The organism is Methylobacterium sp. Leaf117 (assembly GCF_001422985.1).
In the GTDB taxonomy this organism is placed as follows: Bacteria; Pseudomonadota; Alphaproteobacteria; order Rhizobiales; family Beijerinckiaceae; genus Methylobacterium.
The window spans coordinates 929,619-946,598 of record NZ_LMNL01000034.1 but is presented as its reverse complement, the minus strand read 5'-3'; the positions used below and the strand labels follow the sequence as shown (position 1 = coordinate 946,598).

The following is a 16,980-nucleotide window of genomic DNA, read 5'->3' as shown; positions in this document are numbered from 1 at the left end:
AGGCGATCAATCCTGGCACGTGATCCGGATCGGGCGCTCGGCGGGCTTCACCACCGGGGCGGCCGGGATCGCGCCGGTATACTCGTCCTGGGCAGCGACGCCGAAGGAACCGGCCGAAGCGAAGCCCTGGGCCTCGCACCAGGCATTGGCCACCACCTGCCCGCAGGCGCTGTCGCCGTTGGTGAGGCAGTCGCCGACACCGTATCCCTCGCTCGACGGGATCAGGAACGTCTTCTCGACGGTGGCCGGCACCTTGGCGGGGCTCTCGCCGTCGCCGGCAGCCAGAGCGACGTGTGCGGTCAGGGCGAAGGCGAGGAGAGCGCCGAGATGGGCGGTCACGCGGCGCATGGGCAGAACCTTGCTGATGTCGGAAGCGTCTGAGGCGAAAACTTCACGGCACGGGGTTAACAAACCCTTTCTCCGCGACAGGGTTTTCGACGAATGCCGGTTCGGCGTCGTTCTCGAATTGCTCATGGATTTGAGGTAGCGCAGGACGTGCCGTCAGGCCGTCGCCTCAGCGCAACAGGTCGCCGGGCGGAAGGCGGCGACGATGTGGCGCCGGCTTGGCCTGTCGCGGCAAAAGCTGCGAGATACCAACGCGGTGCGGGTCTCACGCTCGGACGGGCCGGGTGGGGGTCCGGGACGCAAGGGACGATTCAAGGGAAGATTCATGGCCTCGATGTTGCGGCTCTACAACACGCTGACCCGCGAGAAGGCCGTCTTCACGCCGATCGATCCGACGAACGTGCGGATGTATGCCTGCGGCCCGACGGTCTACGATGCCGCTCATATCGGCAATGCCCGGCCGATCATCGTCTTCGACCTGCTGTTCCGCCTGCTGCGCCACCTCTACGGTGAGGCGCACGTCACCTACGCGCGCAACGTCACGGATGTGGACGACAAGATCAACGCGCGGGCGGCCGAGCGCGGCATCACCATCCGCGAACTCACCGACGGGACGCTGAAGACCTTCCACGCCGACATCCGCGAACTCGGCGTGCTGATGTCGGAGGATGTGAACGTGGCGGGTCAGCGCCCGCGCTTCATCGAGCCGCGCGCCACCGACCACATCGCCGAGATGCACACCATCATCACCGGGCTGGTGCAGGCCGGACATGCCTATGTGGCGGCGGAGCACGTGCTGTTCGACGTGCCCTCGATGCCGGATTACGGCGCGCTCTCGAAGCGCCCGCTGGACGAGATGGAGGCCGGCGCCCGCGTCGAGGTCGCGCCCTACAAGCGCTCCCCCCTCGACTTCGTGCTGTGGAAACCCTCGAAGCCCGGCGAGCCGTCCTGGCCCTCACCATGCGGGATCGCGGCGCCGGGCCGGCCGGGCTGGCACATCGAGTGCTCGGCGATGTCATGGCGGCACCTCGGCGAGCGCTTCGACATCCATGCGGGCGGCATCGACCTGATCTTTCCCCACCACGAGAACGAGGTGGCACAGTCCCGCTGCTGCTTCGGCACCGACGTGATGGCCCATGTCTGGCTTCACAACGGCTTCCTCCAGGTCGAGGGGGAGAAGATGTCGAAGTCGCTCGGCAACTTCATCACCATCCGCGACGTGCTGAAGGACTGGCCTGGCGAGGTCGCCCGGCTCGCCATGCTGAAGACCCATTACCGCCAGCCGATCGACTGGACCCTGCGTGGCCTCGAAGAGGCCGCGCGGATGCTTGAGCGCTGGTACGGACTCGTGGGCGATGGCGCGCCGGCGCCGGCGCTCCCCGAGACGGTGCTGGAGCCGCTACTCGACGACCTCAATACGGCCGCCGCGCTCGCCGAGTTGCACCGCCTCGACGATCCGGCGGCACTCAAGGCCGGTGCGAACCTTCTCGGGCTACTCACGCAGACCAAATCCGCCCGCGACCAGGGAACGATCCAGGCGGCTGGGATCGACGTCGCCCGCGTCGAGGCCCTGATCGAGGCCAGACGCGCGGCCCGGGCCGCCAAGGACTGGGCTGCGTCGGATCGTGTTCGCGACGAACTCCTCGCGCTGGGCATCGCCGTCAAGGACGGCAAGGACGGCACGACCTGGAGCGTCGTGACCTGATCAGGTCACCGTGACCTGATCGGTCGCCGCGACGCCCTTCGGTCAGAACCGCTCGGCCACCAGGGCCTCGGCGGCCGGGGCGGGTTCGACGGACCCGGCCGCGTCGCGCAGGAGGCCGACCACGTCGGCCGCCTCGGTCGCCACGAGGTAGCTCAGGTCGAGCCCTTCCCGGATGAAGCCCTGCGTTCGCATGTGATCGAGGAGGGTCAGCAACGGGGTCCAGAAATCCGCCACCGAGAGCAGCAGGATCGGCTTGTTGTGCTGGCCGAGCTGGGCCCAGGTGAGCTGCTCCACCAGCTCTTCCAGGGTGCCGATGCCGCCCGGCAGGGCCACGAAGGCGTCGGAACGCTCGAACATCAGCCGCTTGCGGGTGTGCATGTCTTCCACCACGATGGTCTCCTGAATCTCTTCGAGCATGCGCTCGCGCGATTTCAGGAAATCCGGAATGATGCCGGTGACGTGGCCGCCATGGTCGAGGACCGCGCGGGCGACGGTGCCCATCAGGCCGACATTGCCCCCGCCATAGACGAGGCCGATCCCCGCCTCCGCCAAGGCCTTGCCCAGGGTCACGGCCGCCGTGGTGAAGGCCGGATCGCCCCCGAACCCCGAGCCGCAATAGACGCAGACCGTCCTCAACCGAGCCATGCCGGGCCTCTCTGATGCGTCGCAACCAGGACGGACCCGTCCCTGTCCACGAGCCAAACTGCTGATTTTACGGAAGATCCGGCCATGCGACGGCGGATGTGATTTGGTGTTCCGATCATGTTCGCTAATATGTCGCCATCAATCGCCGGTTTGTCGACGGGCTCGATCCGGCGACGACGGTGTTTCGGCCGCCGCGCCGGTCGACAAGGGAGTGGGGTGTCATGAGGGCGGAGTTGCGACGGAGCATCTTCCTGGCCTGCGTGGGGCTTCTGGCGGGCTTCGCCCTCGTGGTCACCCTCTATGGCGCGAGCACCTTGTTCAAGCGCAGTGTCGAGGGCACCGACCGGGACCGTGCAGCCCTGGCGGCGGCGCCCACCGCCCCGACGGAGGAAGCCCGGCCGGGAGCGGTCCCGGGCTCGAGCGCCCAGGCCGAGCCGGACCCGCGCCCCGGGGAGGGGGCGTCGCCGGCGGGAAAGCCCCCGGCGGCGCGGGCGGTCCGGCAGCCCCCGGCGCCGGGACTGGGCGCGTCCGCCGGGACAGAGGCGCCGACCTTCGACATCATCCGGGTCGAGCCCAACGGCGAGACAGTGATCGCGGGGCGCGCCGCGCCCAACACCACCGTGGAGTTGCTGCGCGACAACGCGCCGATTGCCCGTGCGCTCGTCGATCCCTCCGGCCAGTTCGCCATCGTTCCCCCGGCGCTTCCCGTGGGCAACAGTGAGATCACCCTGCGGGCCTCCAGCGCCGATGGGCAGGAGCGCGTCTCGCGAGACAGCGTGGCAGTGGTGGTGGCCCCCGATCGTCGGACCAAGCCCCTCATCGCCCTCACCTCCCCCGATAAACCCACCATCGTGCTCTCCCAGCCGGATCCGGTCGCGACGGCCGCAGCGCCAGGCTCCGGCGCGGCGGAGTCCCGCCAGGCCGAAGCCCGAAGCGCCGCTGCGGACAACCGGCTCGCAATGACCATGCCCGGTCCCGGGGGCCAGAATGTCCCGGGCCTGCAGCAAAGGGCGGACACGGGCACCGAAGCCAGGTCGGGCCAGCCGGGCGCGGCCGCGCCGGACCCCACGGCCCCGCTCAAGATCGTCAGCGTCGAGGCGGAGGATGGCGGCCGCCTCTACGTGACCAGTCAGGCCCCGCCGGGCGCGACCGTGCGGCTCTACCTGAACGACGCCCTGGTGGCGCCGGGCAGCGTCGGCGCCGACGGTCGCGTAGCGTTCACGATCGGGCGCGGCGTCCAGCCCGGCGCGTACACGATCCGGGTGGATCAGGTCGACCCTGTCTCCGGCAAGGTGAAGACCCGTTCCGAGGTGCCCTTCACCGTCCCGGTCGCCGCGAAGCCCGGAACACCGACCGCTTCGGCCTCGCCCGCACGGTCCCCCGGTGCGAAGCTGGCGCAGGGGCCGGCGGTTCCGGCCCCGGGAACGCCGGGGACGCCAGCAGCCCTTCCGGCAGCGATGCCCCGAATGGCCGTGGCCAAACCGCCCGCTCCTCCCGAATCGGCAACGCCCGCCTCGCAGGCCCCTGCCGGCCGCGCGGAGGCGCCGGATACGCCGGCCCGGGCCGCCACGGAACGAAGCCCCTCGGTCTTCGTGCCGGAGGTCGGGACGGCACGGATCATCCGGGGCGACAGCCTGTGGCAGATCAGCCGGCGCATCTACGGCACGGGCACCCGCTACACGGTGATCTACGACGCCAACCAGCCGCAGATCCGCAACCCGGACCTGATCTATCCCGGGCAGATCTTCGTCCTGCCCGGCGACGGGACCGCGGCGGTGCCGCAGACCGACCCGCGGGGCTGAAGCGCCAAGCCCCGGTTCGAGCCCCTATTCCGCCGGTTCCGACGCCAGCACCGGGCGGGCCTTCGGGACCGGCAGCACGTCCTCGCTGCGCTGGAGCACCTCCAGGGCGGCGTCCGCTTCGCGCTGACGGCTCCACATCGAGGCGTAGACGCCGTCCCGCTCCAGAAGCGTGCCGTGGTCGCCGCGCTCGACGATGACGCCCTTGTCGAGGACGATGATCTCGTCGGCATTGACCACGGTGGAGAGACGGTGGGCGATGACCAGGGTGGTGCGGCCCTGGCTCACGGTGTCCAGCGCATCCTGGATCTCCCGCTCGGTGAAGGAGTCGAGGGCCGAGGTCGCCTCGTCGAGGACGAGGATCGGCGGCCCTTTGAGGATGGTGCGCGCGATGGCGACGCGCTGCTTCTCGCCGCCCGAGAGCTTGAGCCCGCGCTCGCCCACGGGCGTGTCGTAGCCCTCCGGCAGGGCGGAGATGAAGCGGTCGATCTGCGCCAGCGAGGCGGCGGCCCGGACCTCCGCGTCGGTGGCGTCCCACCGGCCGTAGCGGATGTTGTAGCCGATGGTGTCGTTGAACAGCACCGTGTCCTGCGGGACCATGCCGATCGCCGCCCGCAGGCTCGCCTGGCGCACCTGGGCGATGTCCTGACCGTCGACGAGGATGCGGCCCATCTGCGGCTCGTAGAACCGGAACAGGAGGCGCGACAGGGTCGACTTGCCCGCACCGGAGGGGCCGACGATCGCCACCGTACGGCCGGCGGGCACCTCGAAGCTGACGCCCTTGAGGATCGGCCGGGCGGGATCGTAGGCGAAGCGCACGTCCTCGAACCGCACCACGCCGTCCGAGATCGCGAGCGGCAACGCGCCCGCCCGATCGGCGATCTCCGGGTTGCGGTGCAGGATCTGGAACATGTCGTCGATGTCGATCAGGGCCTGTTTGATCTCGCGGTAGATCATGCCCATGAAATTGAGCGGCATCGAGAGCTGCACCAGCATGGTGTTGACGAGCACGAAGCCGCCGAGCGTGGTGCGCCCGGCCATGATGTCGCGCGCGGCCAGCCACATCACGATGGTCATGCCGATGGTGAAAATCACCGCCTGTCCGGCGTTGAGCACCGCCAGCGAGACGTAGGTCTGCGTCGAGGCCTTTTCGTACTTCGCCATCGAGGCGTCGTAGCGCTCCGCCTCGCGCTGCTCGGCCCCGAAATACTTCACGGTTTCGAAGTTCAGCAGCGAATCGACGGCCTTGGTGTTGGCGTCGGTGTCGGAATTGTTCATCCGGCGCCGGATCTCGATGCGCCACTGCGTCGCCTTCCAGGTGAAGGCGAGGTAGGCTGCCACCATCACGAACACCACCACCGAGTAGATCCAGTCGAACTCGTAGGCGAGCACGCCGATGACCAGCAGGAACTCGACGATGGTGGGCACCAGCGTCAGCACCATCAGGCGCGACAGCTCCTCGATGCCGCCGCGCCCACGCTCCAGCACGCGGGTGAGGCCGCCGGTCTTGCGCTCCAGGTGAAAGCGCAGGGAGAGCCGGTGCATGTGCTCGAAGGTCTGCAGGGCGAGGCGGCGCACGGCGTGCATCGCCACCTTGGCGAAGAGCCCGTCGCGCACCTGCGTCAGCCCGGCCATGAGGATGCGGGACAGGCCGTAGAGGCCGATCAGCAGCATCGGAGCGGCGAACAGCCCGACGGGGATGGCCGCACCCGGCTTGGGGTCGGTCAGCGCCACCAGGGCGTCGGTGGCCCATTTGAAGGTGAAGGGCGTCACCATGGTGACGAACTTGGCGACGATCAGCAGGCCGAAGGCGAGGAAGACGCGCCGCTGCAGATCGGGCCGACCATAGGGCCACAGATAGGGCCAAAGGCGACGATAGGTGGCCACGAGGCCGGGCCGCGCGGACGGCTCAGGCCGAACCGGGGCCGCCGGGGCGGGGTCGGTGCTCATACGGATCAGGGGCTCGGGATGAAGATGGCGTCGAGCCCGCATATAGGCGCCCCGGGCCGCCGGTGACAGTCACCTGGTCGAGCGGGAGCATGCACCCGGTCGAGCGGAGCGGGCAGCTGGCCGAGCGGAGCGGGTGTGCGTGCGCCGCAGAGGCGCGCCCGATCACCCCTCGCCCGAGAGGCGCCGTGCCACCGCGTCCCGTCCGATCAGCGGCAACAGGCCGGCGAGATCCGGCCCGTGCTCCAGCCCGGTGATCGCGAGGCGCAGCGGCATGAACAGCGCCTTGCCCTTGGCCCCCGTGGTTGCCTTCACCGCCCCCGTCCAGGCTTTCCAGGTCTCCCCGTTCCAGGGCTCGTCCGGCAGCAGCGCGGCGGCGGCCCCGATGAAGGCCGGGTCGGCGATGACGGGAGCGACCGGGCCGGCGACCACGCGCCACCAGTCGCCCGCCTCCGAGACCTTGGCCAGGTTCGGCTGCACCGCCTCCCAGAATGCTTCGGCGCGCTCCGCCGGGATACCGAGATCCGCGAGCCGGTCGGCCACCTCCGTGTAGGGCATGGCATGGACGAGGCGGGCGTTGAGCCCGTCGAGTTCATGCGGATCGAACTTCGCCGGCGCCCGCGAGATCTGGGCGAGGTCCACCAACCCGGCAAGCTCGTCGAGGCTCGCCACGGCACGGACCGATTCGGCCGATCCGGTGAGCACTGCCAGCGAGCGCACGGCGCCGGGCTCGTAGCCGGCCGCGCGCAGGCCGCGCAGCGAGAGATGGCCGAGGCGCTTGGAGAGCCCCTCCCCGTCCGCCGTGGTCAGCAGGTTGTGGTGCCCGAAAATCGGGATCGCGCTGCCCAAAGCCTCGAAGATCTGCACCTGCACGCCCGTGTTGGTGACGTGGTCCTCACCCCGGATCACGTGGGTGACGCCCATCTCGGCATCGTCGACCACGGAGGGCAGGGTGTAGAGGTAGCTGCCGTCGGCGCGGATCAGCACCGGATCGGAGAGCGAGGCGCAATCGACATGGGCGGGGCCGCGCACGAGATCGTCCCAGGCCACGGTGCGGGCATCGAGTTTGAAGCGCCAGTGCGGCGTGCGCCCCTCTGCCTCCAGGGCGGCGCGCTCGGCCTCCGAGAGAGAGAGGGCGGCCCGGTCGTAGATCGGCGGCTGGCCACGCCCGAGCTGGCGCCGGCGCCGGCGTTCCAGCTCTTCCTGCGTCTCGTAGCAGGGATAGAGCCGGCCCAACGCCTTCAGGCGTTCGGCGGCCGCGTCGTGGATCGCGACCCGGTCGGATTGCTTCGCGAACAGGTCGGGCACGATCCCGAGCCAGGCGAGATCCTCGGCCACGGCGTCGGCGAAGTCTTGCGTCGAGCGCTCCCGGTCGGTGTCGTCGAGCCGCAGCAGGAAGCGGCCGTGCCGCGCCCGCGCGAACAGGGCGTTGAGCAGGGCCGGCCGGGCGTTGCCGATATGCAGGTAGCCGGTGGGGGATGGCGCGAAGCGCACGAGGGGTGCGCCGGCTGGGAGCGTGTCGGCCTGGGGCGAGGTGGCGTGAGTCATGAGGCGCCCTCTAGACCATTTCGCCGGCCCTGAGGACTCCGGCGGCGGGCGAAAGCCTCAGCCCCGGGTGCCCCATCTCACGCCCATCCGGCTCGGCGCGTTCGAATCCGGTCCCAGAGCCGGGCCGCTGCCGCTGCGCGGCACGAAGGGCTTGGGCGTCAGGGTCTCGGGGATGGCGCTCTCGAACTCCTGCACCTTGGCGAACTGGCCGGCCTTGCGGAAGCGCCAGAGGTAGCCCGGCACCACCGCCTCCATGGCGGTGGGCTGGAGGCCGATGCCCTCCAGGGTGCGGCCCTCGGCCTTGGCGGCGTCCGACACGACGTTGTCGCTCTGGAGCAGAATGACCTGGTCGCGGGTGAGCTTGAGACTGTCCGGCAAGAGGCCGAGGGTCAGGGTGTCGACCACCTCGAGAGCGCGGGCCTGGAGCATCGCGGCCGGCTGCGGCAGGCCGAGAACCACCCGCTTGCGCAGCGTGACCTTGAGCATGTAGCGCACCAGCGATTCCAGGGTCTCGACCTCGGGGCCGCCGAGTTCGTAGACCTTGCCGGCGGGCACGTGGCCCTCGACGGCCCGGGTCACGGCTTCCGCGACGTCGGCCACGTAGACAGGCTGGAAGCGGGACCCGGCCCCGGCCAGGGGCAGCACCGGCAGCGCCCGGGCCAGCGAGGCGAAGCGATTGAAGAAGCTGTCGCCGGGCCCGAACACCAGGGAGGGCCGCAGGATCACGAAGGGACCACCGGCCTCGGCCACCTTGGCCTCGCCGAGAGCCTTGGTGCGGGCATAGTGCGAGGACGAGTGCGCGTCGGCGCCGATGGCCGAGACGTGGACCAGGGGCGCACCGACGGCCGCGGCCGCCCGGGCGATCTCGCCCGCTCCTTCCGCCTGCAACTGCGAAAAGCTCTGCTTGCCGGTCTCCTGCAGGATGCCCACGAGGTTGACGACGATATCGGCCCCGTGGACCGCCCGGGCGATCGACTCGGGGTAACGCAGATTGGCCTGGACGGCGACGATCTGGCCGACCTTGCCGAGCGGCTGCAGGAACAGGGCGAGATCGGGCCGGCGCACGGCCACCCGGATACGGTAGCCGCGCTTGGCGAGCGCCCGCACCACGTGGCGCCCGAGGAAGCCCGATCCGCCGAACACGGTGACGAGCTGCGAGGCGGGGCGGGTCAGGGGAAGGGTCTCGAAGCCGGTCATCGCTCTCTGGGTCTCGAAAAGCGGCCCCTGCGCGCCGTGCCGCACCCCTGAGCGGGGCGGCGGACCGGCGCCGGTCCTTAGCCTGTTGCAGCGTATCTAGAACACTTCCATCGCGGACGGGAGATCGCCCGGTGAATTTCGCCCCGGGGTGTTTTCGCAGGGCTGGCCCTACGCGACTGTTCCTGGGAGGCTTGTCCTGCGGGGTTTGCCTGGAAAAACCAAAACCGTCCGGCCGTGAAACCTCAGCGCAGGCGAGGCTGGACCTGCGGACCGGCCAGCGGCATGCGCCGGCTCAAACCCTTGTGGACATGCACCATCAGGGCGATGCCGAAGAGCGGCGTGAGCAGGTTGAGCACCGGCACCACCATGAGACCGGCGAGCAGCGCGCCGGCCAGGAGCGTGGTGCCGCCGTAGTGCCGGCGCATGGCTCCGGCCTCCGTCATGGGCCGGAAGCGCCCGGCGGCCAGCTCGAAATACTCGCGCGACAGCAGGTAGGCGTTGGCGCCGAAGAACGCCACGAGATTGACGCCGGGCACGAAGAACAGGATCAGCGCCACGAGGTTCACCAACAGGGCGAGGCCGGCGAAGCGCAGGGCGTAGAGCATCGCGGTCCCGAGCGGCAGGGCGATCCCGGGCGGGTCGGCGGGGAAGTCCGTGCGCTCGACGATCTCGGCCGCGTCGTCGAGGAAGTAGCCCGCCACCAGGATCGAGACCGCCGGCATGATGTAGGCGAGGCCCACGAACAGCCCCGCCCCGGCAAAGAACACCGCCAGGGTGTCGAGGAAGGGATAATCCACCGAGAGGTGGTGCTGCGACAGGAACCAGTTGATCGCCCGCGTCAGCCCGAACCAGACCAGGACGAGGATGCCCAGGGTGAGCGCGAGAGACTTCCACAGGATCGCGCGTAAGGGGGGTGAGAACACCTGCCGGATGGCGGCGAGGGCGGCGCGGAAGAGCATGCCGGGATATCCTGTGGTCTCGTGTCCGTCAGGTTGGTCTGGTCCGGGCTGCGTCGCCCCCGCGCGCGCCGTCTCCGCCCGGTTCTGGCGATCGACGCCCCTCGACGCAAGGGCGCGCCACGCAGGAGCGAACCGCGCAGTGTCCCGCCGCCGCGTCCTCTGGTAGGCCCTCGCGCATCGCCGAGACAGGAACGAGACCGTCATCCATGAGGACGTCACGCCCCGCGCATGAAGGTCGCCGCCCGAGCCTCGCCCCGCGCCTGGCGCCCCTGCCACAGGACCCGGAGGTGATCGTCATCGGCGCGGGAGCCGCCGGCGTCGCGGCGGCCCGGAGCCTGCTGGCGCGCGGGGTTTCGGTGGCGGTGCTGGAGGCGCGAGACCGGGTCGGCGGCCGGCTGCTCACCGTGCCGCTGCGGGGGCACGCGGTCGATCTCGGAGGGCACTGGCTGCATGCGGGACCGATCAACCCGCTGGTGCAGCTCGGGACCGCACGGGGCGAGCCCCTGCGGGTGGCCGCGCAGGCGAGCCATCTCTGGGTCGGGCGCCGACGCGGGCGCCCGGCCGAGGCAGCGGCGCTCGGCCGGGCCTTCGCGGTGGCCGACCGGGCCATGAGCACCCAGGCCGCCTGGCAGGAGCCGGACCGGCCGGCCGCCACCGCCCTGCCGCCCGGGCTCGGGCCCTGGGGCCGGCGGGTGGAGCGGGTCCACGGCCTCGTCTCCGGACAAGCGCTGAGCCGCGTCTCGCTCCAGGACTTCCCCAGCATGGAGTACGGCGACAACCACTTCATCGCCGGCGGCTACGGCGGCTATCTCGCCCGCCTTGCGAACGGGCTGCCGGTCGCCCTGGAGACACCGGTGACTGGCATCGACTGGTCCGGCCCGGGCGTGCGGGTGGAGACGGGGTCCGGGCCCGTCACGGCGAAGGCCGTCATCGTCACGATTCCCACCATGGTGCTGCGGGCGGCCCCGCTCTTCACCCCGGCACTCCCTCCGGAGGTCGCGAACGCGATCGCGGGCTTCACCACCGGCATCTACGAGCACGCGGTGCTGCACTGGCCGTCCTGTCCGTTCCGGGGGGCGGACCGGCTCGCATCCCTTGTCGGCGGACGCGAGGCCAGTCCAGGCCTTCTCACCCGCATCGACGGCACGCCGTTCCACTTCTTCGAACTCGACGCGCCCATGGCCGCCGCCCTCGACGCGCGCCGGGCCGGGCCGGATGGCGTCCGCAGGCTGGTGCGCGCGACCTTGATGGCGCATTTCGGCGCTCGCGCCCTGCACGACCTGACCATCCCGGCCGTGAGCGAGTGGCGTCACGATCCCTGGGCGCGCGGCTCCTGGGCGGTGGTGCCGCCGGGCCATGCCGGCGCACGGGCGCTGCTGCAGGCGCCCGTGGCCGACCGGGTGTGGTTCGCCGGCGAGGCTCTGTCGCGCCTGCAATGGGGCACGGCGGGAGGCGCCTATGCCGAGGGCATGCGGACGGCCGAGGCCGTCGCCGACGCCGTGCGGAGATAGGCGCGGCTCAAGCGAGTGCCCGTCACGCGACGGCACGCTGGAACGGCACCGGAAGGCGCGGGAAGACCTCGCAGAACCGCATCGGCAGGGCGGTGATGAGGTGCGGGATTTCGGCCGCCGGCCGGGCGCGACTGAAGAGGAAGCCCTGGATGTCGTCGCAGCCGCTCGCCTTCAGCATCTGCGCCTGCTCCGCCGTCTCGACCCCCTCGGCGGTGACGGTGATCGAGAGCTTGCGCGCAAGCGCGAGGATCGCTTCGATGATCGCCAGACATTCGGGCCGGCTGTCCATGTCCTTGATGAAGGAGCGATCGATCTTGATCTTGTCGACGGGGAACCGGATCAGATAGCTCAACGACGAGTAGCCGGTGCCGAAATCGTCGAGCGCCACGCGGATATCGAGGGCGCGCAGGGCGTTCAGATTGGCGATGGTGGTTGCGTTCATCTCGAAGAACACGGACTCGGTAACCTCGATCTCCAGGCGCTTCGGTGGCAACCCGCTCGCTTCGAGCGCCTGTCTCACCTCCGCGATGAGGTCGCCGTTCCGGAACTGGATCGGCGAGAGGTTGACCGCGAGCCGGATGTCCTCCGGCCAGTGAGCAGCCTCCCGGCAGGCCTGCATCAGAACCCAGCGGCCGATCTGGCTGATCAGGCCCGAGGCTTCGGCGACGGGAAGAAAATCGGCCGGCGATACCGACTCGCCGGAGCTGCGCGTCCAGCGCAGCAGGGCCTCGAAGGTGTGAATCCGGCCGCCATCGAGGCTGACGAGCGGCTGGTAGTGCAGGGTGAACTCGCCTTGGGCCACCGCGCGCTTGAGATCCACCTCGATCTCGTGCCGCCGGCGCATCGAGGCTTCCAGGTCGGTCGAGAACACGCAGACATTGCCCCGCCCCGTGGCCTTGGCGCGGTAGAGCGCGAGATCGGCCTTGCTGAGCAGTCCCTCCGGATTGTGCGCATCGCGCGGCGCCTGGGCGAGGCCGATACTGGCACCGATCTCCACCTGAACGCCATTGAGGGTATAGGGCATGCTCAGCGCCCCGATGATTCGCTTCCCCAGGGTGATCAGGGCATCCTCGTCCACGCCGGCGAGGAGGATGGCGAACTCGTCGCCCCCGAGCCGTGAGACCTGCGCCCCGGGCGCGACTGTCCCGGTCAGGCGCTGCCCCACCTGGGCAAGCAGGGTATCGCCGAGGACATGGCCGAACGTGTCGTTGACGAACTTGAAGCCGTCGAGATCAACATAGAGCAGCGCACAGGCTTCGCCTGTGGTGCGCGCGCGGGCACAAAGTTGAGCCGCCATGTCCTGGAACAGGGTCCGGTTGGCAAGGCCCGTGAGTGGATCATAGCTCGCCAGGTAGGCGATGCGTGCTTCCGACTGATGCGTATCCGTAACGTCCGAGCCGACGCCCCGAAATCCCAGGAAGGTGTCGCCGTCGTCGAGGATGGGACGGCCGCTGATGCGCCACCAGCGCGTCAGGCCCCCGATCGTGACCTCGACCACGCGCTCGCGGAACGCCCTGCGCTCGGCCACGAGGGTGAGAACATCGGCGATCTCCTGAGTCATCGGGCGTGGATCACGCACGCCGAGGAACAGGGCCTCCAGCGGCGTTTCCCGCAGGAGTTGCGGCGGCTCCCCGGCCACTTCGCCGATGCGTTCGGACACGTGCTGAAGCCGGCCCTCGGCATCGGTCTCCCAGAGCCAGTCGCTGGTGCTCGCCTCGAAATCGTGAAGCAGCAGGCTGATCGTCTCGTTCTGCTCGCTGACCCGGACGCGATCGATGATCCGCTGTTCGGAGAGGCGGCCCATCCGCCCGGCGGTGAAGGCGACGAAGACCGAATAGATCCCCATCAGCATCGCCAGCCACCAGCTGGACACGGCTCCGTCCAGGATCAGGGCTGCGAGACTCCCCAAGGCGAGCGGAACGCAATAGACGAGGCCGAGGTGAGGCAGCGAGCCGAAGGTATAGGTGGTGGCCATCAGGCCGGCGCAGAGAGCCACCACGAAGATCCGGTCGGTGGTGCCCGGAGCCGGGAAGAGGGCCAGCGGCATGCTGCCCCAGGATAGCCCGAGAATCAGCGCGAACAGGACGGCGATCCGATGTCCGGCGACGATGTCGGCCACTTTGAGACGCTGCAGGCGGTAGCGCCAGGCTCCGATCGTCGCGAGGGTGACGGTGAGGACGACGCTGAAGAACAGGGTCGTCAGATAGACCTGGTGAGTCCCACTCCAGAACAGCACCAGGACGGCGCCGGCGATCACCGTATGGGTGAGGGCGAGATAAGGAGCGAATTGTAGCACCTCGTCGAGATGGCCGGCCCGCGCCTCCAGGTCGTAGCGATTCGTAAGGCCGGTCCTCCCCCGGAACACGGCGGGTCTCACTGCCGGCTCCGCGCCGGCAGGGGCCGGGGATCGGATACGATCGCTCACCGAGCGTCCCCGGGCCACATCCGGCAAACGCGGACCGCCGGCGGAGGCCGCAAGCGGTGCGGTGGGCAGGACGGGTCTGGCGCGAAAAAGGTCAGGCGCGCGTGGCATCAGACTCACGATCTTCGGCGATCCGCCGGCAGCGAAGGCTTACCGGATCGGGCTGTCCGAACGGAGGTCGGCGGCCCTCGGATGCGTGCTTCGTCCGCACATCACATCGTCCGGCCTCCAACGGGAAGGCGAGACCGAAGGCTATTCCCCATCATTTGATAAAAGCTTAATTACAGTCCGGGCTTTGACAACGCCTAGATTGCACCAACAAAGATCAGGACCCACCCTATCTGGTCCATAATGGTGCCCGTCTTAGATGAGAACTGATTTGGTTCAGCACAGAGGCCTTCGACAGTCCCAGCCAGGACCATCCTCGCTCACAGCAGGATATGGGGGCCGAGTTCCGCTGCCGGCAGCGGCTGCAGGAACGCCGCACCGATGCCCTCTCCGAAGCAGCGGGCGACCGTCGCAGGCGTCCGGCCGAGCGTGATCTGCGTGCCCGGCTCCAGGGGAACGTCGATCCTCACGGCAGCGCCCGAGGCCGAGACGTTGATCAGGCGACCGGGGATCTGCGTGCCGCACGCCATGGTCACGAGGATGTCCGGATGATCGGGCACGAAACGCGGATGCGCGCGCTGGGGCACGTCGTCACCGTTCTGGTCGGCGGCGAGCTCAAGAAGCCGTCGAACGATAACCGGGAGCGGTGCCTCGGCCCGGAGCACCCGGGTCACGAAGTGCTCCTTGCCGCATTCGATGACCTGGGCTTCGAGGGAGCCCGCGTGGCGAATGCTGCACGACAGGGTTTCACCCGGATCCGGCACGACCGAGGAGCGAAAACGCAGGCCGAGCACCGACACGTCGGCCGTGACCGCGTAAAAATCCGAGCGCTGACGGTTCCAACAGAGGGCGGGCAGGATCAGACGTGTCGATGATGATGTGATAGCTTCGCCCATGACCGTCCTGCGGTTGCAGGATCACTAAGACACCCGCCATCCGATAAACCTTTACGGCAACGCTGAGAATTTGACGGAATAACGGTTTCTTGCAGAGGAAATCAGGACCGTCGCGGCAGCCCCGCGGGCCAAGCGCGAACCGGTGCAAGAGCAGGCGACCCGCGACCCTTCGCCTACGAGCCTTGCTCCGCAAGCGTTGGCCCGCACCCTGGAGACGGGCTCTACCGGACGATCCGCCCCGCCTCAGCGCTGGCAATCGGTGCTGGACGGCAGGGTGTCGAGGCGCGTCAGGTCTCCGACCACGGCGAACTCGCCATAGTTGAGGCGCAGCGCGCCACTGACACCGTTCTCGTAGAGATCGAAGTTGAGGACGTAGATCGGCGTGCGCTCGCCCTGGCCCGGAACATAATAGCTCAGGGTCACGGGCCAGTGGGGCAGGGCTGCCATGGGACCGTCCTTGAGCGGCTTGTCGCGCTCCGCCGCCTTGTCGGTGGCCGCCGGGGCCAGACCCGGCCGGCCGATGACCGCGAGGGTGTCGTAGACCTTGCGCCCGTCATCGGAGCCGTCGAAGACCTTGACCGAGACGGTGGTCTGCCCGTCGCGCCCGGCCTGGATCAGACGGCGCATGTGCAACGTGGGAAACAGGACCTCGCCGGAGTCCTGGAACTGGTCGCGCTTGGGTTCCTTGAGCTTCACCTTCAGGCTGTCAGGCGTCGATTCAGCGGTGCCATCCACGGTCTGGCCCGGCGTTCCGTTGAGCACCGTGCTGGTCTTGAAGCGGTAGCTGTGGCCATCCCCGCTCTCGAAGGTGGTGTTGCGCAGATCGGAGGTCCGGCTGCCGGTCTCGCCGCTCTCCAGCACCGTCACCTGCCGGGTCTGCATCGTGTAGCCCTTGCAGGCATCACCGGTGAATTCGATGACGATGCGCCCGCGCGCGCTCTCCACCGCCCGGGTGCCGCTGCTCTCGGCGAGCGAGAGATCGTAGACGGCGCGGTGATTGGCGAGGGTGATCGGCGAGGCGGCCCCCGCCGCAGTGGCGAACAGGACAAGGCCGGCCGCGAGACCGGGACTCGCGACGCGCGCCATCACGGCTTCTGCACTCACGCTGGAACGACGCATGAACTCTCCTGACAGGGTCGGGCCGGGGGTGCGGACACCCGCCGGAGCCCCTGAGATAGGGCATCCCGCCCGCGCGAGCGAGGTTCGTTCGGGCACCGCTGCATTCGCCGCGCCGCAACGCGCGCCCTACCTATCCCCGGTGAAGAAGAACCCCGGAGCCCGACGCGCATCCGGGACGGAACCAACACCGGACGGGAGAAACACCGGACGGGAGAGAGGATACGCCCATGGACGCCGATACCCTGCGCTCGCTCCAGGCCCCGATCAAGGACCGCTACCGCAACGCCCCCGGTTCCGCCGTCGTCACCCTGCGCGCCCGCGGCAGCCTCGACGATACGTCGATCGCCTGCAAGGTCGAGACCGGACGCGCCCTCGCGGTGGCGGGCCTGCACCCGGCCACCGGCGGTTCCGGCGCCGAACTCTGCTCCGGGGACATGCTGCTGGAGGCGCTGGTGGCCTGCGCCGGCGTCACCCTGAAGGCGGTGGCCACCGCGATCGGCGTGGAGCTTCGATCCGGCACCGTCAGCGCCGAGGGCGACCTCGACTTCCGCGGCACCCTGGGGGTCGACCGGGAGGCGCCCGTGGGCTTCCGGGCGATCCGGCTCGCCTTCGCCCTCGACACCGACGCCCCCCAGGACAAACTCGACCAGTTGCTCAAGCTGACCGAGCGCTACTGCGTCGTGTTCCAGACCCTGAACCACAAGCCGGATCTGGCGGTGGTCCTCGCGCAGGGCTGAGCCGCGCGTGACGTTTTCGTGCCCGGATGCGTGATCCCGGCG

General features: G+C 69.5%; 13 protein-coding genes. 4 read left to right on the top strand and 9 right to left on the bottom strand.

Going from position 1 to position 16,980, the window contains the following annotated elements:
- Nucleotides 1–6: 6 nt before the first annotated feature.
- Nucleotides 7–348 carry a hypothetical protein gene (locus tag ASF57_RS18940; RefSeq protein ID WP_056187938.1) on the bottom strand — a complete coding sequence of 114 codons (342 nt, stop codon included), beginning with the start codon at nt 346–348 and terminating at the stop codon, nt 7–9.
- A gap of 322 nt (nt 349–670) precedes the next feature.
- Here ASF57_RS18940 and cysS point away from each other — a divergent pair, with 322 nt between their 5' ends.
- Nucleotides 671–2,050, top strand: coding sequence for a cysteine--tRNA ligase (gene cysS, locus ASF57_RS18935; RefSeq protein ID WP_056187935.1), 1,380 nt, complete (start codon nt 671–673; stop codon nt 2,048–2,050).
- A 42-nt stretch (nt 2,051–2,092) separates the two neighbouring features.
- Here cysS and ASF57_RS18930 read toward each other — a convergent pair whose 3' ends face one another.
- Entirely contained in the window at nt 2,093–2,695 is a 603-nt protein-coding gene (locus ASF57_RS18930; RefSeq protein WP_056187932.1) for a TIGR00730 family Rossman fold protein, read from the bottom strand.
- A 221-nt stretch (nt 2,696–2,916) separates the two neighbouring features.
- On the opposite strand from ASF57_RS18930, the gene ASF57_RS18925 reads away from it, so the two are divergent.
- The gene (locus tag ASF57_RS18925; protein ID WP_056187929.1) at nt 2,917–4,497 is read left to right on the top strand and encodes a LysM peptidoglycan-binding domain-containing protein; all 1,581 of its coding nucleotides are present in this window, start codon (nt 2,917–2,919) and stop codon (nt 4,495–4,497) included.
- A gap of 24 nt (nt 4,498–4,521) precedes the next feature.
- Here the strand turns inward: ASF57_RS18925 and ASF57_RS18920 are convergent, their stop codons facing one another.
- The 4 genes from ASF57_RS18920 to ASF57_RS18905 form a co-directional block, all read right to left on the bottom strand.
- Entirely contained in the window at nt 4,522–6,444 is a 1,923-nt protein-coding gene (locus ASF57_RS18920; RefSeq protein WP_056485885.1) for an ABC transporter ATP-binding protein/permease, read from the bottom strand.
- Nucleotides 6,445–6,606: 162 nt separating this feature from the next.
- Nucleotides 6,607–7,989, bottom strand: a complete 1,383-nt coding sequence (gltX, locus tag ASF57_RS18915) for a glutamate--tRNA ligase (RefSeq protein WP_056485882.1) — start codon at nt 7,987–7,989, stop codon at nt 6,607–6,609.
- 57 nt (nt 7,990–8,046) lie between these two features.
- The gene (locus ASF57_RS18910) at nt 8,047–9,186 is read right to left on the bottom strand and encodes a complex I NDUFA9 subunit family protein (protein WP_056485878.1); all 1,140 of its coding nucleotides are present in this window, start codon (nt 9,184–9,186) and stop codon (nt 8,047–8,049) included.
- 242 nt (nt 9,187–9,428) lie between these two features.
- The gene (locus ASF57_RS18905; RefSeq protein ID WP_056485875.1) at nt 9,429–10,145 is read right to left on the bottom strand and encodes a sulfate transporter family protein; all 717 of its coding nucleotides are present in this window, start codon (nt 10,143–10,145) and stop codon (nt 9,429–9,431) included.
- A 206-nt stretch (nt 10,146–10,351) separates the two neighbouring features.
- Here ASF57_RS18905 and ASF57_RS18900 point away from each other — a divergent pair, with 206 nt between their 5' ends.
- Nucleotides 10,352–11,656 (top strand): NAD(P)/FAD-dependent oxidoreductase, encoded by a 1,305-nt coding sequence (locus ASF57_RS18900; RefSeq protein ID WP_056187915.1) that lies wholly within the window; start codon nt 10,352–10,354, stop codon nt 11,654–11,656.
- 22 nt (nt 11,657–11,678) lie between these two features.
- Here ASF57_RS18900 and ASF57_RS18895 read toward each other — a convergent pair whose 3' ends face one another.
- The 3 genes from ASF57_RS18895 to ASF57_RS18885 all read right to left on the bottom strand — a co-directional run bounded on the left by ASF57_RS18895 (nt 11,679) and on the right by ASF57_RS18885 (nt 16,201).
- The gene (locus ASF57_RS18895; RefSeq protein ID WP_056485872.1) at nt 11,679–14,033 is read right to left on the bottom strand and encodes an EAL domain-containing protein; all 2,355 of its coding nucleotides are present in this window, start codon (nt 14,031–14,033) and stop codon (nt 11,679–11,681) included.
- A 473-nt stretch (nt 14,034–14,506) separates the two neighbouring features.
- On the bottom strand, nt 14,507–15,082 hold the full coding sequence (locus ASF57_RS18890; RefSeq protein ID WP_056187908.1) for a PilZ domain-containing protein: 576 nt from the start codon (nt 15,080–15,082) through the stop codon (nt 14,507–14,509).
- Nucleotides 15,083–15,325: 243 nt separating this feature from the next.
- Nucleotides 15,326–16,201 carry a cell envelope integrity EipB family protein gene (locus ASF57_RS18885; RefSeq protein ID WP_244477008.1) on the bottom strand — a complete coding sequence of 292 codons (876 nt, stop codon included), beginning with the start codon at nt 16,199–16,201 and terminating at the stop codon, nt 15,326–15,328.
- A 227-nt stretch (nt 16,202–16,428) separates the two neighbouring features.
- Between ASF57_RS18885 and ASF57_RS18880 the strand changes: the two genes are divergently transcribed.
- The gene (locus ASF57_RS18880; protein WP_056187905.1) at nt 16,429–16,938 is read left to right on the top strand and encodes an OsmC family protein; all 510 of its coding nucleotides are present in this window, start codon (nt 16,429–16,431) and stop codon (nt 16,936–16,938) included.
- Nucleotides 16,939–16,980: the final 42 nt, after the last annotated feature.